This is a genomic window from Herbidospora galbida (assembly GCF_005233835.1).
GTDB lineage: Bacteria > Actinomycetota > Actinomycetes > Streptosporangiales > Streptosporangiaceae > Herbidospora > Herbidospora galbida.
Genome location: NZ_SZQA01000007.1, coordinates 86,654 through 107,370 on the forward strand (window position 1 = coordinate 86,654; position 20,717 = coordinate 107,370).

A 20,717-nucleotide genomic window follows, 5' to 3' on the forward strand; every position below is an offset into this window, starting at 1 on the left:
ATCGGCACCGCGGCCACCGACCTGCCCCCGGCGGGCGGCCTGGCCGCCACGTGGTGGTGGCCGAAACCGCAGGTGGGCAACACCCACCCCGGGGCCACCTCACCCCTCGGCATGGTCTCGGCCTGTGCCTACTCCGGTGCCTACCCGACCGGTTACGGTCGTTACGCCAAGAACACCGAAGGCGTGCCCGAGGAGATGTTCGACCGTCTCCAGGCCAGCGGGTTCACCCACTTCCAGCAGTCGGGCACCGGCGCGATCCGCAAGTACTACAACTACGTGCGGGTCACCCCGATGGTGCAGCCCCTCGACGACCTCGGCCAGTCGTGGTCGCTGGCCGACGAGGAGGCCTCGCCCGGCTACTACGCCGCCACCCTCGACACCGGCATCCGGTGCGAGGTCACGGTCGGCCAGAAGGTGGCCGTCCACCGCTACACCTTCCCGCAGCACAGCAGCGCCCGCGTGGTCGTCGACCTGTCCTGTGGCGGGCTCGCCATCGACCTCGGCCGCACCGTCCCGCTGCGGGCGCAGGTCGAGAACATCGGCCACGGCCAGGTGCAGGGCACCGTGGTCATGGAGGGCGTGCCCCTGTCGGTGTACGTCGACGTCGACGCCCCCGGCTGGCGGCAGATGCTCTGGTACGACCGCCGGCTCATCGACGGCGGCACCCGGCTCGACTTCGACAGCATCCGGCACACCACGCTGCGCCCCTTCGGCATGCTCTACATGGGCCCCACGCGGGCCGGGCAGACGATCGAGGTCCGCATGGGCTTCTCGCTGCGCGGCTGCGACCAGGCCAAGCGGAACCTGGAGCGCGAGTGCGGCCTCGGCCAGCCCTCCTTCGAGATCGTGAAGCTGCGCACCCGCGCCCGCTGGGCCGACCACCTCGACCGGGTCAAGGTCGACGGCGGCACCCCGGCCCGCCAGACCGTCTACGCCACCGCGCTCTACCACTCGCTGATCAAGCCGTGCATCGTCGACGACGAGAGCCCGTTCTGGCCGAGCAACGGGCCCTACGCCTTCGACGTCTGCACGATGTGGGACATCTACAAGACCCAGCTCCCGCTGCTCATGGCCATCGCCCCCGACCGCGCCTCCGGCCTGCTCGAATCGCTGATCCGGGTCTGCGAGGAAGAGGGCAACTTCCCGATCGGCTACCGCATGGCCCGCGGCGCCGACCGGTTCTTCCGCCAGGGCAGCGCGCTGGCCCACACCGCGCTCGCCGACGCCCACGCCCTCGACCTCGACGGCATCGAGTGGAGCTGGGCGCTCGTCCACATGGCCGACGACCTGCGCCGCATGTACGGCGAGGACTTCTTCGAGCACGGCGTCGTCCACCCGATCACGCACACCCTCGACCTGGCCTACGGCCACCACCTGACCGCCCAGCTGGCCCGCGCGCTCAACGACACCAGGCTCGCCGACGACCTGGCCCGCCGCGCCCACGGCTGGGTCAACGCCTTCGACCCCGGCACCGGCCTGCTGCGCGACTCGGAGTTCTACGAGGGCGGCAAGTGGAACTACTCGTTCCGGCTGCTGCACGACATGGCCGCCCGCATCGCGCTGGCGGGCGGCGACGCCGGCTTCATCGACAAGCTCGACCGGTTCTTCGGCTACGGCGCCGCCCCGGTCAAGCAGGCCGGCCGGCGCCCGCAGCCGGTCGAGATGGCCGCCGGCTACGCCCTCAACCGGTTCGAGGGCCTCAACAACGAGCCCGACATGGAGGCCCCGTGGGCCTACCACTACGCGGGCCGTCCCGATCGCACCGCCGAGGTCGTCCACTCCGCGCTCACGTGGCAGTTCGGCACCGGCCCCGGCGGCCTGCCCGGCAACGACGACTCCGGCGGCCTGAGCTCCTGGTACATCTGGGCCTCGCTCGGGCTCTTCCCGGTGGCCGGGCAGAACCTCTTCCTCATCAACGCGCCCGCGTTCGAACGGGCCGCGCTGCGGGTAAGAGAAGGCGAGTTCGTCATCGAGACCAGCGGCCTCAGAGAGGCGCCGATCAGCTCCGACGGCGCCGAGCATGAGCCCCCGGTCCAATACGTCCAGTCGGCCACCCTCAACGGCCGTCCACTGGATGCGGCCCACCTGACTGCCGCGACCGTCCATCGGGGCGGCAGACTGCACCTGCGACTCGGCCCCGAGCCATCGGGATGGGGGCGGGGTGTCCGCCCGCCGTCCCTGTCCGATTCCCCTGCGCTATCGGAGGAGACTCGATGACCCACCCCCGTCGCCGCCTTGTGATCGTGGTCAGGGCCGACCCGGTCATCTGCGGCCATTCCGGCGAGGCCCGCAACCTCGCCGAGGTGGCCCTTACCCGTGGATATGACGACGTCAGGCTGCTGACCTGGCCCATCGCGGCCCTCCAGGCCGCCGGGCTGCCGTTGAAGCCGCTCGACCGGCTGCTGCCGTACAGCCCCGGCATCACCGTCGAACGGCCCGAACCGGTCGGTGACTACCGGGTGCCCGACGGCCGTCACCTGGCCGGCCTGACCGGGCGTCTGGTCGAGCTGCTGGCCGAGCCGGTGCCGACGACCTGCCTGTCGATGTACATCGTCCCGCACGCCAACGTCGTGCTCGACGCCGTCAACGCGGCCAGGGCGGCGGGGTTCAACCCTGACGTCCGGACCATCGTGAAGGCCGTCGGCTCCGACGTCACCAACGTCATCCGCAACTGCCTGCGCGACAACCACTTCGGGGCCGCGACGGCGCTGTTCACGACGTTCCTGGCCAACGACGAGGTCGTGGCCGTGTCCGACTACACCCGCGACGAGATCATCGACGCGGCCGAGCAGGTCGACGCCCACGTCGGCACCACGTTCGCCGAACAGTGCCGCCGCCGGGTGACGGTCAGCTACCCGCCGATCGACTCCTCGGCCTTCCTCGACCCCGACCCGGCGCTGGTCGACGCCGCCCTCGCGCACCGAGGCCTGGAACGCGACGGCTACCTGCTGTTCCTGTCCCGGGTCACCCCCGCGAAGGGCATCTTCGACCTGCTGGCCGCCTACCGGCAGGCCCGCAGCCGGGAGAAGGTCAAACTCGTGATCGCCGGCACGGGCACCGCGCTGGCCCAGGTCCAGGCGATCGCGGCGGCCGACGAGCACGTCGTCGTCCTCACCGACGTCGACGACAACGAGAAGCCCCTGCTCATGCGAGGGAGCGCGGCCTACGTGCTGCCGACCAAACCCGAGCCCGACTTCGTCGAGACGTTCGGGATCGCCCTCGCCGAGAAGATGCTGGCGGGCGGCGGCCCGATCATCACCACCGACACCGGCGGAACCCTCGAGGCGGTCGGCGACGCGGCGATCATCGTCGACCAGGGCGACGTCACCGGCATCGCGGCGGCGATAGACCGGGTCGTGCTCGACATGAACGGAACCGAACGCCGCGAGATGGAACTGCGGGCCCGCGAGTGGGCCATGCAGTTCGACCGCGCGGCCGTCTTCGACGACCTGTTCCCGGAGACGGCCCTCCGCCGGAGCGCCTGATCGCGATCGACACCGGCCCGGACGGATCACTTGCCGTCCGGGCCGGGCTATTTCAGCGGCAGGACCGCCCGCACCGTGAAGCCGCTCTTCGCCGGGCCGGCGTCGAGGGAGCCGTGGAAGAGGGCGGCCCGTTCGCGCATGCCGATCAGGCCGTGGCCGCCCGGGACGTGCGGCGCGGGCCGGAAGCCGTCGCGGGGCCCGTCGTCGGTGACGTCGAGGCGCAGTTCGCCCGGACCGTGGTCGATCGTGACCGTCACCCGGGTCGGCCCGGCGTGCTTCAGGGTGTTGGTCAGCGCCTCCTGGACGATCCGGTAGGCCGACAGGTCGAGGCCCGCCGGCAGCGGCCGGGGGTCGCCGGTCACCTCGACGGTCACGTCGAGCCCGGCCGTCCGCGACTGGTCGACCAGATCGCCGACGCGGGCCAGGCCCGGCTGCGGGAGCCGGCTGTCGGGGGCGGGGCCGCGCAGCAGGTGGAGCATGCGCTGGAGCTCCTCGACCGCGCCCCGGCCGGTCGCCTCGATCTGGGTCAGCGCATCACGCTCCGGGCCCAGCTCGGCGGGGAGCCGGCGGCGCAGGCCGCCCGCCTGCATCACCATCATGCTGACGCTGCTGGCGACGATGTCGTGCAGCTCGCGGGCCAGCCGGGCCTGCTCCTCGGCGACGGCCTCCCGCACCAGTTGCTCGCTGCGCGCCACCACGGCGTCGGTGCGCTGTTCGGCGCGGCGGGCCAGCACCTGGTAGCGCCGCACGCCGACCCCGGCGCCGCCCGCGATGGCCGACATGCCGGCCGCGATGGCGTACTCGGCGAACTCGGCGCCGCCGTAGGTCAGGCCCATGGTGGCGACGAAGACGACCGTGGCCGCCACCCCGAACAGGGCCTGCCCGCTGCGCAGCCGGGCCTGGCTGAGGACCGTGAACAGGAAGACCAGCTCGGTCAGCCACTGCCAGGCGGCGGCGTCCTCCAGGGTGAGCACGAAGACCGCGCCGGACACGACCGTGTAGACCGCCATGGTCCAGATCGGGGCGACGCGGCGGAACAGCACCAGGATCGCCGTGGCGATCCCGCCGGCCACCCACAGCGCCGGGACCGGCCGCTCGGCCAGCTCGGTTCCGCCGGTCAGCTCCTCGATGAGGGCGAACAGCCCGACCGCCGTGGCCACCAGGCCGTCGGCGGCGTTCAGCCGGGTAGCGTGCACGAGATGAGCGTAGTGTGCGCTTCGTCTCAGATGAGCAGTTCGTCCAGCACGCGGGGGGCGAGCCCGAACGCGGTCGTCATGCCGATGCCGGAGGTCACCGAGACGACCCGCACGCCCGGCATGGGGGAGACGTCGAGGAAGGGCCGACCGGCCGAGGCGTAGACGCCGCGCCAGCGTTCGCGCACCTCCAGGCGGGGCACTCCGAGCAGGCGGGCCGTCTCGCGGAGCACGAGGCGGTCGAGCTCCTCGGCGTTGAAGGGGTCGAGCGTCGTCGCGTAGTGGTGGGTGTCGCCGATGGTGAGATCGCCGCCGGGCCGCTGGGTGAACATCAGGTTCAGGCCCGCGTCCACGAGCGGCGCGCTCTCGGCCTCCAGCCGGGCCCGGACCGCCTTCAGGCCCGGCAGCGCCGCGAAGCCGTCGTAGCGGAGCATCGAGAACCCGGTCAGCACCGCCGGAGCGATCTCCCTCTGGCAGGGGTCGGCGACCCGCAGCATGTGGAGGGCGCAGCGGCGCAGGCCGTACAGGGAAGAGAGCCCGGGGAAGTGCCGGTCGACGTCGTGCCCGACGCAGACCACCACGGCGCCGGCCTCCAGCGGTCCCCGTGAGGTGCCGACCCGACCGGGCTCGACCGTGTGGACGGCGGTCTCCCAGTGGAAGCTCACTCCCTGTCCGGCCAGCCACCGGGCGACGGCGGGCGCGGCCTCGCGGGGGTCGACCCGGACGTCCATGGGGAACCACGCCCCGCCGAGGCTCCGGATCCCGGTCCGGTCGGCCACCTCCCGGGAAGTGAGCGGCACGACCTGGTCGCCGCGCTCGCGGGCGAACTCCTCCAGCACGGCCGTCTCGTCGTCGTGCCGCGCGACCAGCACCGTGCCCGACTCGCGCAGCCAGAACCCGGCCTCGCGGGCCAGCCGCACCCAGGTGGACCGGGCCTCCAGCGCGTAGTCGAGCGCCGCCCCGGCCTGCGCGGTCACGCACCCGTGGCCGAAGTTGCGGACCGACGCGCCGGTCGCGTGCCCGTCCCGTTCGACGACGGCGACCGACAGCCCCCGGCGCACCGCCTCCACCGCGTGCGCCAGCCCCACGATGCCCGCGCCCACGACCACCAGGTCCACCCGACTTGTCATAACAAGTAGGGTAGCCACATGGACGAGCCCCTGCACCAGCGCATCGCGGCCGACCTCCGCCGCCGCATCGCCGGCAACGACCTGCCGATCGGCGCGGCGCTGCCGTCGGAGTCGCAGCTGTGCGAGCAGTGGGGCGCGTCGCGGGCCCCCGTCCGGCAGGCGCTGGCCGCCCTGCGCGCGGAGGGCCTGATCGGCGGCGGCCAGGGCAAACCGCCGGTGGTCCGCTCGACGGCGGTCAGCCAGCCGTTCGAGACGTTCCTGTCCTTCTCCCGCTGGGCCCGGGAGCTGGGCCGCACTCCGGGCCAGCGCACCCTGGAGATCGCCCGCCGCGCCGCCTCACCCGAGACGGCCGGGGCGCTGTCGCTGCCCGAGGGCGACCCGGTCGTCGAACTGCTGCGGCTGCGCCTGCTCGACGGCGTGCCGGTGATGGTCGAACGCACCACGTTCGTCTGGCCGGTCGGCCGCCTGCTGTTCGACCACGACTGCGACTCGGGCTCGATCTTCGCCTTCCTGACCGCCCAGGGCGTCGACCTGGCCCGCGCCCGCCACGTCATCGACGCCGTCGGCGCCGACCCCGTCGACGCGGACCTGCTCGACATCCCTCCCGGGACGGCCCTGCTCCGCGAACGCCGCCACACCACGTCGGCCGCCGGTGAGCCGATCGAGTACTCCGACGACCGCTACCGGCCCGACGTCGTCTCCTTCACGATCGAGAACTCCCAGCAGGCCAGACCGGCCCTGCTGCGCACCCGAGGACAGGTGTCATGATCGAACTCGTCGTCCTGGACGTCGCCGGAACGACCATCGAGGAACACGGCTGCGTGTACGAGGCCCTGGAGGCCGCCGTCCGCACCGCCGGCGCCACCCCCACGACGGAGGAGGTGCACCGCTGGATGGGCGCCGGCAAACGCGAGGCCATCGCGGCCCTGCTGGGCGAGCCCTCGGAGGCGGCCTACCGGGACTTTCGCGCGAGGCTGGCGGCCCTGTACGCGTCCAAGCCGCCCTATCCGCTGCCCGGAGTGGCGGAAGCGGTGACCCGGCTGCGGGCCGGGGGAGTGAAGGTGGCCCTGACGACGGGCTTCGACCGCGAGGTGACGACGGGCCTGCTGGAGTCGGTGGGCTGGACCGGCTTCTTCGACGCGGTGATCTGCGTGGATGACGTCCCGGCGGGCCGCCCCGCCCCTTACATGATCTTCCGCGCGATGGAGGCGACGGGGGTGACCGACGTCCGCAGAGTCCTCATCGCCGGCGACACGGTCAGAGACCTGGAGGCGGGCGCCAACGCGGGGGCCGCGATCGTGGTTGGCGTGCTGACGGGGGCGCAGGACGCGGCCGGTCTGGGTGCGGCCGCGCACACCCACCTGTTGGCGGGGGTGGCGCAGATCCCGGATCTCGTGCTGCCCAATTGACGGCATACAGAGGACAAGGAGGCCACGCAGCTGGTCTACTAGACGTATGCAGACGAGAACAATGCGCCTCATGAGCGCAGACAAGTGGACGGAGACCCTGACCGACTTGGCAGAGGCCATCCGCACATCGGAGATCCCCGGCGACCTCGGGATCACCCAGGTCACGCTGGAGCCCATGGTGGACTCCGAGGGCGAAGACGGCCTGTGGGCCCACATCGTCATGGACGGCGTGGGCGACGACGGCTGGGACCCCATGATGTGCCACGCCCTGAGCCTGAGCAGCAACAGGCTGGCGGCCGAACACGGGCTCGACCACTACGTCTTCACCAGGTTCTACACCCGGCAGGACTGGGCCGAGAGGGACCTCGTCGAAGACGGCGACGACGAGGCCGGAACGGACGACGCGTGAGGCGGATCATCAGGGCAGACGACTACCTCGACCTCGCCGACCAGATCGCGGGCCGGTCCGTCGGCCCGGGGCGCCCCCGCCCGGCGCATCTGCGGCGGGCCACCTCGACCGCCTACTACGCCGTGTTCCACGAACTCGTCGGCCAGGGCACGCGGCGCGCGGTCGGAAGGGGCCGGGACGATCACCGGCACACCATCAGCCGCTGGTACGCCCACGGCAACTTCCGACAGACCGCCCGATGGGTGACAGCGATCGCGGCCAGGAAGAGTGCGCCCGAGGCGGTGACGGGGCTGCTCAGCGTGAACGGCCGCGTCGACCCTGACCTCGTCCTGGTCTCGGACTCGTTCGGGGAACTCCAGGCGCTCCGGCACGTCGCGGACTACGACCCCGGCTACGTCGCGGTCCGGGCGGCCACCCTCAGCCATGTGAGCAGGGCGAGGACGGCCGTCGAGGCGATCCGCCGGCTGGACAAGGGCGACGTCCACGAGTTCGACATGTTCCTGCTGCTGTCGCTCGGAGGAGAGCGGATGGTCAGGAACTCCTGACCGTGCTCACCTGAACGGGTTCCGGTTCGTCGCTGTCAGATAGAGGGGAAAGAAAGCCACCCACAGGATCAGACAGCCGACGAACCACGCTCCCGGAGCGTCGACCCGCATCACCCCGTCGCCGTTAGCGTGGTCATAAGTGCTGATCTACGGTCTGAGGTGATCTGGTGGAGGAGGAACTTCGCGCGCTCGAACCGATCTTCCACCGGGCGCCCGCCGGGGCTGACCGCGCGTTCTTCGAGGTCATGATGGCCGTCGACTTCTTCGAGGTCGGAGCCTCCGGACGGCTCTACTCGCGGGAGTTCGTGCTCAGCACGCTGGCCGAGCGGCACTCCCGTCCCCACGACGACCCGTGGACGATCACGGAGTTCACCGCGCGCCGGCTCGAAGGCGACACGTGGCTCGTGACCTACCTGCTCGACCAGGCCGGGCGGGTCAGCCGCCGGTCGACCGTCTGGACGCGGACCGCCGACGGCTGGGTCGCGCGCTATCACCAGGGGACCCTCGCATGACCGCCACCGAACTCGCCGCCCATCTCGCGTCTCTGGGCATCGACGTCCACTCCATCGGACGTGACCTCGACGAACGCTACTGTCTCGTCGAAGCCTCTGACGGCTGGCACGTCTACTACAGCGAGCGCGGCCAGAAGTCCGGCCTGCGCGTCTTCCGCGACGAGGACGCCGCCTGCCGCGCCCTGCTCCGCGACGTCCTCGCCGATCACGGGGTTCAGGCGCGCCTGCGGACCTCGGGGAACTCCGGTTCGGGCGTCTGACGGCCGCGCAGGTGCCGGTCGAGGAACCACGCCGTGTACGCCCGGGTGATCTCGATCGCCCGCGTGCCGTCGAGCGGCTGGGACGGCAGGCCCACCTGCCCCCGGAGCAGCGCGTAGTCGGTGAACGACGAGTGGTCGGTGCCCGTCACCTCCAGCCACGTCTTCGGCTTCGCCTGGACGGGCGGCCAGGTCGCGTCGATCCGGACGGCGCCCATCAGCAGGACCGGCCGGTCCAGCGGCGGCGCGTCGGGCAGGAGGCTGCCGTCGAAGTTCACGGCGGCGCGGATCGACGGGCGCGCGGCCAGCGTGTGGACGGCGGCGTTGCCGCCCATCGAGTGGCCCGCGACGGCGACGCCGCCGACGCGGAACCGCTTCTTCAGCTGGTCGATGACGAACGTCAGATCCCTGACTCTTCCGGCCGAGACCTGCGCGCCGAGTTCCTTCGTCTGCTGGCGCTCGCAGACCACGCAGGTCGTCGTGTGCCCGTCGGGGAAGGTCGTGCCGACCGACTCGTAGGTGTGCTCGACCGCCGCCACGAGGTAACCGCGGCTGGCCAGGTCTTCGCCGAGCGACGTCAGGGTGGCCCGGGGGAAGGAGAAGCCGGGCGACAGCACCACGAGGGGCAGGGTGCGCCGGACCATCGGCGCGCCCGACCGGGCATGGGTGCGGGTCGTGGCCAGCACTCCGGGCGGGATGTCGTCTGCCCCCGGGACACGGGCCAGGATGTTGGCCGATTCGGCCGTGGTGACGTACCGGAACCGCTTGCCCTTCGAGGACAGTGCCGGATACCAGACCGTCACCATGAGCTGTCGCGGACCGGACGCGGGCACCCAAGGATCTGAGCGTGACTTGTCCATGAGATGGAGCGAGAGCGCGCCGACCGGGTGAGGTCCGGTGGGGGCGGGCAGAGCGGGCGTGGGAGCGGTGACGAGGCCGGCCACCAGCGCGCCGACGGTGAGGATGTTCATCGCCCCACCGTTCCGCGCCGCCGCCACCCGGCGTCAGCGCGGAAGGTCAACCGGCGCTACCGACTTCCGGCGGAGGTCGCCGCGACCAGAAGACGGTGGCCCGGCATCAGTTCCTCGGGCATCGCTTCGGCGGGGAACCAGCCCGCCTCCAGGATCTCGGTCGGGTCGAGCGCCAGCGTCCCGCCGAGCAGTTCGCCCTCGTAGGCGATCTCGACCCGCAACCGGAACCCGCTCTCGACCCGCACCAGCCGGTTGACCCGGGCCTTCAGCCCCGTCTCCTCCATGACTTCGCGGACGACGGTGTCCTCGAACGTCTCGCCGCGCTTGGCGTAGCCGGTCGGCAGGCCCCACTGGCGGCCCTCGGGCCAGAAACGGTGTTTCAGCAGCAGGACCCGCCCGTCGTCGTCACGGATGACGCCCACCACCCCGACCATGAACGTCGCCTGCGACAACCAGAGCAGGCGCCACTGCACCGCGCCCCCGATCGCCCGCCAGACGGTCGCCGCCAGACTTCTCAAGGCTGCCATCGTTCCGTTCTACACCACCCCGGCACCCGCCCCCGGAGGCCGCCGCGCCGCACTCCACGCTCGACCACCTGCTGAACGGCGACGAGTGGCACCGCTCATGCGACCCCCGCCCTTATGGACGAGAGCTTGCGCCGCGTGGGCGTCAGGGCGTGTCGGGGGCGATCTTGACCGCTGCCATCACGCGGTCGTCGAGGACCGTCTCGGTGCCGTCGAACGCGGGGACCACGCGCGGGCTCGCCACCAGCGGGATGGGCCGCCACTCGGCCGGATCGAGCACGGCCAGGATGTCGAAGTGGTCGACGACCAGCAGCGTGCCACCGGGCCGGACCGCCGCCGCCAACTGGGGCACGACATCCTCCAGCGCGTGGACGTAGTTGGTGCAGACCAGGTCGTATCCCTCGGCGGGGGCGGTCCAGGCGGTGAGATCGGCCTGCTGCCAGGTGATCCTGCCCGCGACGTCGGGACCTTCCTCCTCCGCGAGGTTGCGGGCGTGGTCGAGGGCCACCGAGGAGATGTCGATCGCCGTCACCTCCCATCCCCGGCGCGCCAGCCAGACCGCCTCGGCGCCCGGCCCGCATCCGGCGTCGAGGACCCGGCCCGGGGTGAGCGATTCGGCGACGTCGAGCAGGTAGGGGTTGGGCTCGTGCCGCAGGGCGGCGGGGTCGGAGGTCCGGTACTTGTTCTCCCAGAAGTCCCGATCGAACACCTCGTCGTGATCGGGATGCGCGCCATGCCCGCGACCGGCCTCGTGGCCGTGGTCTTGCATGCGCCGGTCGTCGCGGTCGTGCTTCTTGCTGTGCTCATGCCCGTGCTGCTGACCCTGCGCGTGCCGGTGGTCGTGTTCCTGGTTGCTCTCACGGTCATGCGCGCGCTGCTCGCCGGACTTGTGTCCGTGCTCGCCGTCCGTGTTGTGCTGTGCTGCGGTGTTCATGGTCGCCTCGGGTCGGTCGGTGTCCTGATTTTTCATGACGTCGCCGCCAATACCGCCTGTCGCGTCTCCTCCGCGATCAGGTCGCCGTTGATGCGGGCGCCCGCCAGCGCCCCCGCCGACGCCGACGCGCCCACCTGGGCCATCAGGTCGGTGACGTTGCCCGCCACCCACACGCCGGGCACGTCGGTCTGGCCGTCCGGCGCGGCCGGGATGTGCTCGCCGAAGCCGCCCGGATGCGGAACCGCCTTGAGCCCGAGCGGCTCCAGGAACCCCACCCGCGCCTTCAGCCGGGTACCGACCACCACGGCGTCTAGAGGCACGACCGTGCCGTCCTTCAGGCGGACACCCGTGATCCGGTCGTCGGCGATCTCCAGTGCCTCGACCTCGCCGGGCACCACCCGGATGCCGCGGGCGCTCAGCTCGGCGGCCTGCTCCGCCGAGGGCGGTTCGGCGGTGAAGAGGGTCACGTCGTCGCTGAGCTGGCGGAACATCATCGCCTGGTGGAGGCCCATGGGGCTGGTGGCCAGGATGCCGATCGCGCGGTCGCGGATCTCCCAGCCGTGGCAGTACGGGCAGTGGACGGCGTCGCGCCCCCACCGTTCCCGCAGGCCCTCGATCTCGGGGAGCACGTCGGTCAGACCGGTCGTGACCAGCAGGCGGCGTGCGCCGACCTGCCTTCCGTCGGCCAGGGTCACGGTGAACCCGGGTGTCACGCCGACGACCGACCCGGTGGTGAGGTGGCCGCCGTACCGCTCGACTTCGGCTCTTCCCTTGGCCAGGAGTTCGGCCGGCGGGGTGCCGTCGTGGGCGAACAGGCCGTGGACTGCCTCCGCGGGCGCGTTGCGCGGCTCGCCGGCGTCGACGACCAGGACCGATCGGCGGGAGCGGGCCAGCATGAGGGCCCCGTTGAGCCCGGCCGGGCCGCCGCCGACCACCACTACGTCATAGGTTTCTCGCATGCCGTCACTGTGCGGGACAGTACGGCGGATGCGCAAACTTGTTTGCCGATATGGCAAACTCGCAGATGTGACGGACGACATCGGCCAGGCTCTCGACGCGGTCGGCCCCCGGCTGAGGGCGCTGCGCAAGGAGCGGGAGACCACCCTGGCGGCGCTCGCGGAGGCGACCGGGATCTCGGTCAGCACCCTGTCGCGGCTCGAGTCGGGCGCGCGGCGGCCCACGCTCGAACAGCTGCTGCCGCTGGCCCGCGCCCACGGGGTCACCCTCGACGAGCTCGTCGACGCCCCGGCGACCGGTGATCCGCGGGTCCATCTGCGGCCGACGTTCCGCAACGGCCTGACCATGTTGCCGCTGACCAGGCGGGCGGGCGGCATTCAGGCGTACAAGATCATTCTGGCCCCCGGCGACCGGAGCTCCGAACCTGAGCTGAAGACGCACGAAGGGTACGAATGGCTCTACATCCTCAACGGGCGGATGCGCGTCATCCTCGGCGAGCATGACGTGATCCTGGAGCCGGGTGAGGCGGCGGAGTTCGACACGCGGGTGCCCCACTGGTTCGGGGTGGCAGGCGACGAACCGGTCGAGTTCCTGAGCCTGTTCGGCACCCAAGGTGAACGCATGCACCTGCGGGCGCGGCCGAAGAAGGCCCGGGGAACAGACCGCTTCGAGTGAGCGGGGGCCGTCGTCAGGGGCGCAGCCGCCGGGCCATGAGGTCGCGCAGCGCTCCCGTCTGCTCTGACAGGGCGTCCAGCGCGTCGAAGAGAGCTTCGGGATCGGGCAGGCCGGCGAGCAGGTCCTCGGTCACCGACGCGCGGGCCGCGCGGCCTGCCTCGATGGCCTCGCGACCGCGCGCGGTCAGTTCGAGGGCGCGGACCCGCTGGTCGTCGCCTGACACCCGCCGGGTGACGTAGCCGATCCGCTCCATCTCGGCCGCGACCTTGGACGCCCCCTGTGGCGTCATCCCCAGCAGCCCGGCCAGCTCGGTGATCCGGACGGGCCCCGTGAGCAGGTGCTGGAAGACGTAGCCGTGCACCGAGCGCACCTCCGGATGGCCCGCCTCGGCCATCCGGGCCCGCACCCGTTCGTCGCAGGCGGCGGCGAGGGCGGTGAACAGGAGCGTGAGATCTCTTGACGGCACGCCCGCATCCTCTGATACTCAACCAAGGTTGCACAACCAGGGTTGAAGAAAGTGGGCAGATCATGAGAGACCTCTTCAAGCGGATCGTCGCCGCAGGTCCCGGGGGAGCGGCGCTGGCCGTCCACCGCGACGGCGAGCTCGTCGTCGACGAGTGGGCCGGCGACTGGTCCCGTGACGACGTGGTGAACGTCTTCTCCGTCGGGAAGGGGGTGGTCGCCGCGCTCGCCCACCGTCATCTGACCGGTCTCGACCGTCCCGTGCGCGAATGGTGGCCGGAGTTCAGCACCGACTGCACGGTCGCCGACCTGCTCTCCCACCGCGCGGGCCTGCCCGCCGTCCGCCGCGACCTGCCCGACGGGGCGCTGTTCGACTGGACGGCCATGACCGAGGCGCTCGCCGCCGAGCACCCGTGGTGGCCGCCGGGGGAGCGGCACGGCTACCACGCCGTCACGTTCGGCTGGCTGGTCGGCGAGGTGCTGCGGCGGGCGACGGGGCGGACCGTGAGGGAGCTCGTCCGGGATCTGGGCATCGACGGCCTCAGTGTCGGGCTGGCCGCGAACACGCCGGTCAGGGACGTGCTGCCGCCCGAGTCGCACGGGCCGCTGCCGCGGCTGTCGGCGACCGAGCTCACCGTGAAGGCGTTCGCGAACCCCGCCGAGCAGCTCACCCCCGGGCTGCCCAACACCGCCCGGTGGCGGGCGGCGGAGATCCCGGCCGCCAACGTCCACGCTCATGCGCGCGCTCTCGCCACGCTCTACGGCGAGCTGCTGACCTCGCCCAAGCTGGCCGAGATGATCGAACCCCGGAGCGAGGGCCACGACGAGGTGCTCGGTTCGGAGACGCGGTTCGGGCTGGGGTTCATGCTCGCCAACCCGACCCGGCCCTTCTCCCCGAACCCGCGCGCCTTCGGGCACAGCGGTTCCGGGGGAGCGCTGGCCTTCGCCGACCCCGACGAGGGCTTCGCCTTCGCGTTCACCCCGAGCCGCACCCTGCTGACCCCGGCGGGGCCCGATCCGCGCTGGCCCGCGCTCATCGAAGCGCTGTACCGGTAGGGTCAAGATCGTTCTTTTCGGATGAATCGGGAGTGCGATGTCAGGCCGCAACAGATTCGACCAATGGGCGTGTTTCGAGGAACGCGGCCTGACCGAGATGTTCGAATGCGCGTGGGTCGAGGCGCCCGGCTATCGTTCCGTGGCCGACGGGCTGAGGGCGGAGGAGACGCTGGCCTGCGACCTGAACCAGGCCAAGCGCTGGTTTCAGCCCTTCGGCGAGGAGCACCTCGTCTGGGTCTCCGACCACCGCCCCGGCTGGGTGAAGCTGTACGCCCTGTCGGGACAGTCGCTGTACCGGATGCTCCCGATGGACGGACTCGGCTTTCACTTCAGTTGCGTGAACGGCGAGTGGGAGGACGAGCAGTCCTACATCCACCAGGGCGAGTGGCACGAGTGGCCGACGGAGTGGTTCGACTTCGCCACCGACCACGGGGCCGGGGACATCGGCTCCGACGAACTCGCCGGATTCATGAACTTCCACCTCGCCTCGATCGCGAACCAGACCGGCAGGTTCATCGACGACGACTGGTTCGCCACGCCGGGCCTGCTCTGCCGGATCCCCGAAGGGGCGTGGCCGCATGGCTGACCAGTGGGACCTGCTCCGCGAGGCGGGCCTGGGCAGCGGGTTCTCCGGCACCTGGGTCGAATGCGGCAACCCGGAGAAGGTCGCCGCCGTGCTGGGCGCCGACCCCGGCTCCCGGCACGACTGCGACCTGGCCACCGCCATGGCCCACTACCGGCCGATGAGTCTCACCGAGCGGGTCTGGATCGGCCGCCACGCCGAGGGCTGGGTGCACGTCCTCACCATCAGCGGCCCGCCGCTGGAGACCGGGAACCTGACGGCGAGCGGCCTGCGCTTCCTCCACTTCACCACCCGTGACAGCGGGGTCGACCCGCTCGTCCACGGCGACGGCGCGACGACCGGCACCCTCGACCGCAGACCCGGTTTCGGCGACCTGCTCGTGCCCGAACCCGGGTCGTGGATCGAGCCCCACATGGCGCGGATCACGCTGCCGGAGATGCCGGAGATCTCACGCTGGGGATCGATGACCGAGCCGGAGGGCCTGCCGCGTTACTGGCTGGAGGTCCACCTCCGGCTCATCGTGGCGGTGACGGGCCGCGCCGTCGATCAGGAGTGGGTGGGGGACACCCGGGCGCTCTACACGATCCCGCTCGCGGCTCCCTGACCCAGTGCCTCGACCGACGCCTCCCCGTCCGGAGACACGGTCAGCACCCCCCACGCCGTCCCCGCGACCACCGGGAACCTGCCTGGCCGTGAGGCCGTGACCTGCCCGGTCGCGGGGTCGCGCCGGAAACCCGTGTAGGCGTCGAGCAGCGACCATCCGGCCATCGCGCGCACGTAGTGGTCGCCACACTCGATCTCGTTGAACGGGTTGCGGCGCGTCCCGTCGTACCGTCCCCGGAGGCCGTCGAGGATGCGGAAGGCCTCGTCCGTCAGGCCTTCGTACAGACAGCCGGCCGCGACCTGATACTCCACGCCGGTCCAGACCTCGTCGCAGTAGCGCAGGGGCACGGCGGGCCGGCCGCCGTGCGGCCAGGTGCACACGACCAGTCCGGTCTCGGCCCCGTCGGCGAACGAGCGGTAGCCGTGGGGCTCGAAACCGGTCTTCAGGTTGTAGCGGACGATCGAGGCGAGCGCCGTCCTGACCCGGTCGGCGGGCAGGATGTAGCCCAGGTTGAGCTGGTGCGCCCACCACTGGCCGAGCAGCTGGTCGGACAGGCAGCCCCGGCCGAAGTCGTGCTCCTCGCCGGTGTCGGGCTGGCCGTAGTACTCGCCCGTCCACAGCAACGCGTCGTAGCCGTCCCGTCCGAGCGTGAACAGTGTCGCGAAACCGGCGGCCAGCGCGGGTTCCACGAGCCGGGCCATCTCCTCCATCGCCCGCAGCGCCGCCAGCCACAGCCCGCCGACGAACATGTTCGGTCCGTGCAGGCTGATGTCGTAGGTGCAGGGCTGGTCGCCGCGCAGGATGCCGGTTCCGTCCGGATCCCAGGTGCGGGTCACGTGCTCCATCAGCCGTCGCAGCGCGGGCCACTGCTCGCGGAGCCAGCCGAGGCCCGAACCGTCCAGAACCGACCTGTACGTCTTGAGCACCGCCCCCAGCATCCCGTCGAGCGCCGGCCGGACCGGCCCGCCGATGGCGACGTCGTGGTACTGCGGCAGGTAGAGCGGCAACGCGACCCGATGCGGGATCGACCCGTCGGGGGCCTGGACGGCGAACTCGGTCTCCCGCATGTCCCGCCCGAGCGAGGGGAACAGCCGGGCCAGCGCCTGCTCGTAGTTGAAGACGTGGTTGCAGTTCAGCGGGCACGACCCGCCCACGTCCCCGTTCCAGTTCCGGGTGGACGCCCCCAGCGCCCCCTCGAACCCGTAGGCCCGCCCGTCGGCGGTCCGGAACAGCGACGGCGACCTGATGAGAGTCCCCTGAGCCGAGATCACGTCTTTCAACACCGAGGGCAGGTCGCTGTCGGCGACCGCCGACGCCCAGCTCCGGGAGGCCGTGTCGAGGTGATCGCGGTCGGCGAGATAGGCGTCGAGCACGTCGACCGCGCCCCCGAACCGCGTCGCGTAGTGGTTGCCCACCCAGAACCGGCTTCCCGCATAGGAAGGAGTCGGCCCGAACCGGTCGAAGTCGGCGAACCGGTTGGGGAACCACCAGGCGTGCACGACGTCGATCGTCGTCGTTTCACCGGGCGCGAGCGCGAAGGCGGCGGCCAGCCCGGCGTCCCAGGTGAACCCGGCCGGGCTCGGCCCCGCAGGCGCCCTCATCGGTGAGGCCCCGTCGGCCAGCGCCGCCCGCAGCGCGGCGTCGGAGAAGTCCCCGAGCTGCACCGGCGTCACCAGTTTCACCGTCTCCGCGAAACGCAGCAGCGCCTCGGCGCTGGTCGCACGGGGGAGCGCCAGGGCGGGGGCGTCCGTCCACAGCAGCATCTCGCCGTAACCCTCGTCGGTCTCCCGGAGCGTCGGGTTGTCCATCAGGACGCCGGTCTGCCCCGGCCTTCTGAGCAGGCGATTCACGTTCCCGCCGTAACCGGGGCCCCTGGTCCCGTCGACAGGGGTCACGCCGTCCCAGCCGACGCCGTTCTGGAGCGTCCCGAGCAGGAACCCGTGCCGGAACTCGGCGCTCGTGTTGGTCACCGTGAACCGGTAGCGCACCAGCGGCAGCGAACTCGCGTCGGCGTCGAGCGGCACGAACGGAGTGAACGCCGACAGCGACACCGCCACCGGGAGCCCGGAGTCCAGATAGTCGATCTCGGCGAACGGGTAGGCGGCCCGGAACTCGGTGGCCTCCACCGTCGGCCAGGAAGGAAGTCCCCCCAGGTCGGGCACCTCGGCGTCGGAGACGTTGGGGGCCGGATCGGGCGACGGCGGCACCGGGGCGCTCCGCAGCAGGCGCACCACGTCGTCCGGCGGCTCGGTCGAGGAGACCCGCAGCGCGAAGAAGCTGTCGGGCAGGAAGCCCCGATGGTTGGGCACCCCGCCGAGCTGCCACTGCCGCAAGGCCCCGTCTCCGGCCAGCGCCACATGTCCGGTGCCGAAGCCGCCGAGAGGGAACGCGACCGCGCGCCGGGCCTCCCCGGAGTACCGCTTCACGGCCCCCGCCTTTCCAGGTTGGATTTCGTTGGTCTTGAAATCGATTTCAGGCACGCTAGACGAGCTCATCAGGGGTGTCAAGCGCGGGTATGGTGTGGCGCTATGGCGACGATTTACGAGGTTGCGGCGCTCGCCGGGGTCTCTCCCGCGACGGTTTCCCGGGTTTTCAACGGCAACACCGTCTCCGAGGAGAAGCAGCGCCTCGTCCGCGACGCCGCCCAGCAGCTCGGTTTCACCCCCAACAAGACCGCGCGCCGGTTGCGCAAGCAGAGCTCCGAGATCATCTGCCTGCTGGTGCCCGACATCGAGAACCCGTTCTTCACCGCCCTGGCCCGCGGCGTCGAAGACCGCGCCCAGGAGTCGGGGTTCTCCGTCGTGCTCTGCAACACCGACGACGACCCGGCCAAAGAGCTGCGCTACCTGCAGATCGCCGCCTCCGAGCACATGGCCGGCGTGATCCTCTCGCCCGCCTCCGACGAGGTCGACCTGGGCGCCATCGCCTCCCTCGGCCGGCCCGTCGTGGCCGTCGACCGCACCACGCCCTATCCGGTCGACGCCGTGAAGATCGACAACCGGGCGGCCGGCATCGCCGCCACGACCGCCCTGGTGGAGGCCGGTTTCCGGCGCATCGCCTGCATCGCGGGCCCGGCCGGGATCGAGGAGACCGAAGATCGTTACCTGGGCTGGAAGCAGGTCGTCACGGCCCGCAAGACCCTCGTGCGCGACGGCTTCCTGCAGCACGCCAACTTCCGCGTCGACGGCGGCCGGGCCGCGATGAACGCCCTGCTCGACCTGGTCCAGCCGCCCGACGCCGTGGTCACCACCAACAACCTGATGGCCATCGGCGCACTTCAGGCCCTCCACGAGGCGGGCATCGACCCCGAGGACTTCGGCGTCGCCGTGCTCGGCGAACTGCCCTACCTGCTGCCGCCGCCGTCGAGCGTGGTGCAGGTCCGGCTGCCGGCCCGCCACTTGGGGCGGACCGCCGCGACGATGCTGCTGGAGCGCATCGGCGGCGACACCCAGCCGCTGCGCACGGTCGTGCTGCGGGCCGAGATCGCCCGGCCGCCGTTATCGCTGTAATCGATACCATCCCGTTACTTGCCTGATCAGGGGCTTCATGGGGTACGTTTCGCGGAGTGCTTGACGAAATCGATTTCTTGCACTTTCATGTGGCGCACGCCACACCTGACGCAGGCCGGTCGTGGCTCGCGTGGTGAATCTGCCCCAAGGAAAAAGGACGCAGGCCTATGAACATCCCCCGCCGCAAGGTCGCGCTGGCCTGCGCGACCGCCGCCCTGGCGGCGACGGCTCTTGCGGGTTGCGGAAGCGACTCGGAAACGACGTCGACCGGTGCCAAAGCTCTGGAAATCGTCTACTGGAACTACGGCCCGGCCGCCGAGAGCGGCAACAAGGCCACCGCCGACGCCTTCACGAAGGCCCACCCCGACGTCAAGGTCACCCTCACCCCCGTGACCGGGGAGAACTGGGGAACCTACTACGCGAACGTCGCCACGCTGATCGCCTCGGGCAAGAAGCCCGACCTGATGGTGATCTCCGGTGAGGGCGCCCAGTTCGTCCACAGCAACAAGCTCGTGAAACCGATCAACGAATACCTGGAGAAGGACGCCGGGGCCAAGGCCATCACCGACGACATCGCCCAGGGCCTCATCGACGGCTTCACCGTCAAGGGCGACGTGATCACCCTGAGCTACGGCTGGAACGACATGGTCGTCTACTACAACACCGACGTCTTCAAGAAGGCCGGCGTCGAACCGCCCAAGGCCGACTGGACCTGGGACGACTTCAAGGCGACCGCCAAGAAACTGAGCGCCGACACCAACGGCGACGGCACCAACGACCAATACGGCTTCACCTGGGCCAGCAACGAGATCTTCCCCGGCATCATGCCGTGGGTCGCCAACGCCGGCGGCAACCTGACCAGCGACGACGTCTGCCAGGCCACCGCCGACTCCCCGCAGGTCAACAAGGCCGTGACGTTCCTCAACGACCTGATCAAGGAGGGCGTCGCCCCGGCTCCGATGCCGATGAGCGACGTCTTCACCCGCTTCCAGAACGGGCAGATCGCCATGTTCGGCGCGGGCCGGTGGCCGATCGCCACCTTCCTGCCCGCCGGGTTCAAGAGCTTCGACATCCAGCTCTACCCGAAGGGCGACACGTACAAGACCGTCTTCGGCGGCGCCGGCTACCCGATCCTGAAGTCGTCGCAGAACCCCGACCTGGCCTGGGAGTACCAGAAGTTCACGGTCAGCGACGAGATCGAGAAGGGCTACGTCGGCACCCCCGACAAGCCCGGCGACTCCATCCCCTCACGCCGCTCGGTGGCCCACACGATCTCCCAGGTCGGCGTGCCGCCCGCCAACAGCGACCTCTACTACGACAGCATCGACAAGTTCGAGACCCTCGTGCCCTACCCGGCCCCGGCCAAGTACAGCACGTTCGAGTCGACCGTCCTGCGCCACCTGCAGCAGATCTTCGCCGGCGAGACCACGGTCCCCGACGGACTGAAGGCCATGCAGGGCGAGCTGACCGGCATCGTCACCTGCTGAGCGACCGGGTCCGGC

The 20,717-nt window shown here is 71.1% G+C and carries 22 protein-coding genes; 14 read left to right on the forward strand and 8 right to left on the reverse strand.

All coding sequences use genetic code 11. The features are described from left to right. Together FDA94_RS09970 and FDA94_RS09975 are read left to right on the forward strand one after the other, a co-directional pair. On the forward strand, positions 1-2,217 hold the full coding sequence (locus FDA94_RS09970; protein ID WP_281286556.1) for a glycoside hydrolase domain-containing protein: 2,217 nt from the start codon (positions 1-3) through the stop codon (positions 2,215-2,217). Next, positions 2,214-3,485: a glycosyltransferase gene (locus tag FDA94_RS09975; protein ID WP_137246764.1), complete on the forward strand. Its 1,272-nt coding sequence runs from the start codon at positions 2,214-2,216 to the stop codon at positions 3,483-3,485. The genes FDA94_RS09970 and FDA94_RS09975 overlap by 4 nt, the downstream gene beginning before the upstream one ends. A gap of 47 nt (positions 3,486-3,532) precedes the next feature. Here the strand turns inward: FDA94_RS09975 and FDA94_RS09980 are convergent, their stop codons facing one another. Then, a complete protein-coding gene (locus FDA94_RS09980) occupies positions 3,533-4,681 on the reverse strand; it encodes a sensor histidine kinase (protein WP_137246765.1) in 1,149 nt (382 codons plus the stop codon). A gap of 26 nt (positions 4,682-4,707) precedes the next feature. After that, the gene (locus FDA94_RS09985) at positions 4,708-5,808 is read right to left on the reverse strand and encodes a TIGR03364 family FAD-dependent oxidoreductase (RefSeq protein ID WP_137246766.1); all 1,101 of its coding nucleotides are present in this window, start codon (positions 5,806-5,808) and stop codon (positions 4,708-4,710) included. 18 nt (positions 5,809-5,826) lie between these two features. On the opposite strand from FDA94_RS09985, the gene FDA94_RS09990 reads away from it, so the two are divergent. The 6 genes from FDA94_RS09990 to FDA94_RS10015 all read left to right on the forward strand — a co-directional run bounded on the left by FDA94_RS09990 (position 5,827) and on the right by FDA94_RS10015 (position 8,943). Next, complete coding sequence (locus FDA94_RS09990; protein WP_137246767.1) at positions 5,827-6,576, forward strand: GntR family transcriptional regulator; 750 nt, start codon at positions 5,827-5,829, stop codon at positions 6,574-6,576. Then, on the forward strand, positions 6,573-7,217 hold the full coding sequence (locus tag FDA94_RS09995) for a phosphonatase-like hydrolase (RefSeq protein WP_137246768.1): 645 nt from the start codon (positions 6,573-6,575) through the stop codon (positions 7,215-7,217). Before FDA94_RS09990 ends, FDA94_RS09995 begins: the two co-directional genes overlap by 4 nt. Before the next feature lie 70 nt (positions 7,218-7,287). Further along, positions 7,288-7,626, forward strand: a complete 339-nt coding sequence (locus FDA94_RS10000; protein ID WP_137246769.1) for a hypothetical protein — start codon at positions 7,288-7,290, stop codon at positions 7,624-7,626. After that, on the forward strand, positions 7,623-8,171 hold the full coding sequence (locus FDA94_RS10005; RefSeq protein ID WP_137246770.1) for a hypothetical protein: 549 nt from the start codon (positions 7,623-7,625) through the stop codon (positions 8,169-8,171). The genes FDA94_RS10000 and FDA94_RS10005 overlap by 4 nt, the downstream gene beginning before the upstream one ends. A 167-nt stretch (positions 8,172-8,338) precedes the next feature. Beyond that, on the forward strand, positions 8,339-8,683 hold the full coding sequence (locus tag FDA94_RS10010) for a nuclear transport factor 2 family protein (protein WP_212735257.1): 345 nt from the start codon (positions 8,339-8,341) through the stop codon (positions 8,681-8,683). After that, positions 8,680-8,943 (forward strand): hypothetical protein, encoded by a 264-nt coding sequence (locus FDA94_RS10015; RefSeq protein ID WP_212735258.1) that lies wholly within the window; start codon positions 8,680-8,682, stop codon positions 8,941-8,943. Before FDA94_RS10010 ends, FDA94_RS10015 begins: the two co-directional genes overlap by 4 nt. Here FDA94_RS10015 and FDA94_RS10020 read toward each other — a convergent pair. The 4 genes from FDA94_RS10020 to FDA94_RS10035 all read right to left on the reverse strand — a co-directional run bounded on the left by FDA94_RS10020 (position 8,898) and on the right by FDA94_RS10035 (position 12,328). Continuing rightward, positions 8,898-9,911, reverse strand: coding sequence for an alpha/beta hydrolase family protein (locus FDA94_RS10020; protein WP_137246772.1), 1,014 nt, complete (start codon positions 9,909-9,911; stop codon positions 8,898-8,900). The two genes, FDA94_RS10015 and FDA94_RS10020, sit on opposite strands and share 46 nt — an antisense overlap. Positions 9,912-9,967: 56 nt before the next feature. Next, positions 9,968-10,438 (reverse strand): NUDIX domain-containing protein, encoded by a 471-nt coding sequence (locus FDA94_RS10025; protein WP_137246773.1) that lies wholly within the window; start codon positions 10,436-10,438, stop codon positions 9,968-9,970. Between the two features lie 142 nt (positions 10,439-10,580). Next, entirely contained in the window at positions 10,581-11,369 is a 789-nt protein-coding gene (locus FDA94_RS10030) for a class I SAM-dependent methyltransferase (protein ID WP_246059707.1), read from the reverse strand. 32 nt (positions 11,370-11,401) lie between these two features. Continuing rightward, a complete protein-coding gene (locus FDA94_RS10035) occupies positions 11,402-12,328 on the reverse strand; it encodes an NAD(P)/FAD-dependent oxidoreductase (protein ID WP_212735259.1) in 927 nt (308 codons plus the stop codon). A 67-nt stretch (positions 12,329-12,395) separates the two neighbouring features. Between FDA94_RS10035 and FDA94_RS10040 the strand changes: the two genes are divergently transcribed. Further along, entirely contained in the window at positions 12,396-13,001 is a 606-nt protein-coding gene (locus tag FDA94_RS10040) for a helix-turn-helix domain-containing protein (protein WP_137246775.1), read from the forward strand. 13 nt (positions 13,002-13,014) lie between these two features. Here the strand turns inward: FDA94_RS10040 and FDA94_RS10045 are convergent, their stop codons facing one another. Continuing rightward, positions 13,015-13,467, reverse strand: a complete 453-nt coding sequence (locus FDA94_RS10045) for a MarR family winged helix-turn-helix transcriptional regulator (protein WP_212735260.1) — start codon at positions 13,465-13,467, stop codon at positions 13,015-13,017. Positions 13,468-13,529: 62 nt separating this feature from the next. Here FDA94_RS10045 and FDA94_RS10050 point away from each other — a divergent pair, with 62 nt between their 5' ends. From FDA94_RS10050 to FDA94_RS10060, 3 genes are read left to right on the forward strand one after another with little or no spacing between them, the layout of a single operon-like run. Next, positions 13,530-14,519, forward strand: coding sequence for a serine hydrolase domain-containing protein (locus FDA94_RS10050; protein WP_137246776.1), 990 nt, complete (start codon positions 13,530-13,532; stop codon positions 14,517-14,519). Positions 14,520-14,556: 37 nt separating this feature from the next. Then, positions 14,557-15,105: a hypothetical protein gene (locus FDA94_RS10055; protein ID WP_137246777.1), complete on the forward strand. Its 549-nt coding sequence runs from the start codon at positions 14,557-14,559 to the stop codon at positions 15,103-15,105. Then, positions 15,098-15,706, forward strand: a complete 609-nt coding sequence (locus FDA94_RS10060; RefSeq protein WP_137246778.1) for a hypothetical protein — start codon at positions 15,098-15,100, stop codon at positions 15,704-15,706. Before FDA94_RS10055 ends, FDA94_RS10060 begins: the two co-directional genes overlap by 8 nt. Here FDA94_RS10060 and FDA94_RS10065 read toward each other — a convergent pair. Continuing rightward, positions 15,679-18,132, reverse strand: coding sequence for a GH116 family glycosyl hydrolase (locus FDA94_RS10065; protein ID WP_212735261.1), 2,454 nt, complete (start codon positions 18,130-18,132; stop codon positions 15,679-15,681). The two genes, FDA94_RS10060 and FDA94_RS10065, sit on opposite strands and share 28 nt — an antisense overlap. A gap of 102 nt (positions 18,133-18,234) precedes the next feature. Between FDA94_RS10065 and FDA94_RS10070 the strand changes: the two genes are divergently transcribed. Together FDA94_RS10070 and FDA94_RS10075 are read left to right on the forward strand one after the other, a co-directional pair. After that, entirely contained in the window at positions 18,235-19,215 is a 981-nt protein-coding gene (locus FDA94_RS10070) for a LacI family DNA-binding transcriptional regulator (RefSeq protein WP_137246780.1), read from the forward strand. A gap of 167 nt (positions 19,216-19,382) precedes the next feature. Continuing rightward, positions 19,383-20,702, forward strand: a complete 1,320-nt coding sequence (locus tag FDA94_RS10075) for an ABC transporter substrate-binding protein (protein WP_137246781.1) — start codon at positions 19,383-19,385, stop codon at positions 20,700-20,702. Positions 20,703-20,717: the final 15 nt, after the last annotated feature.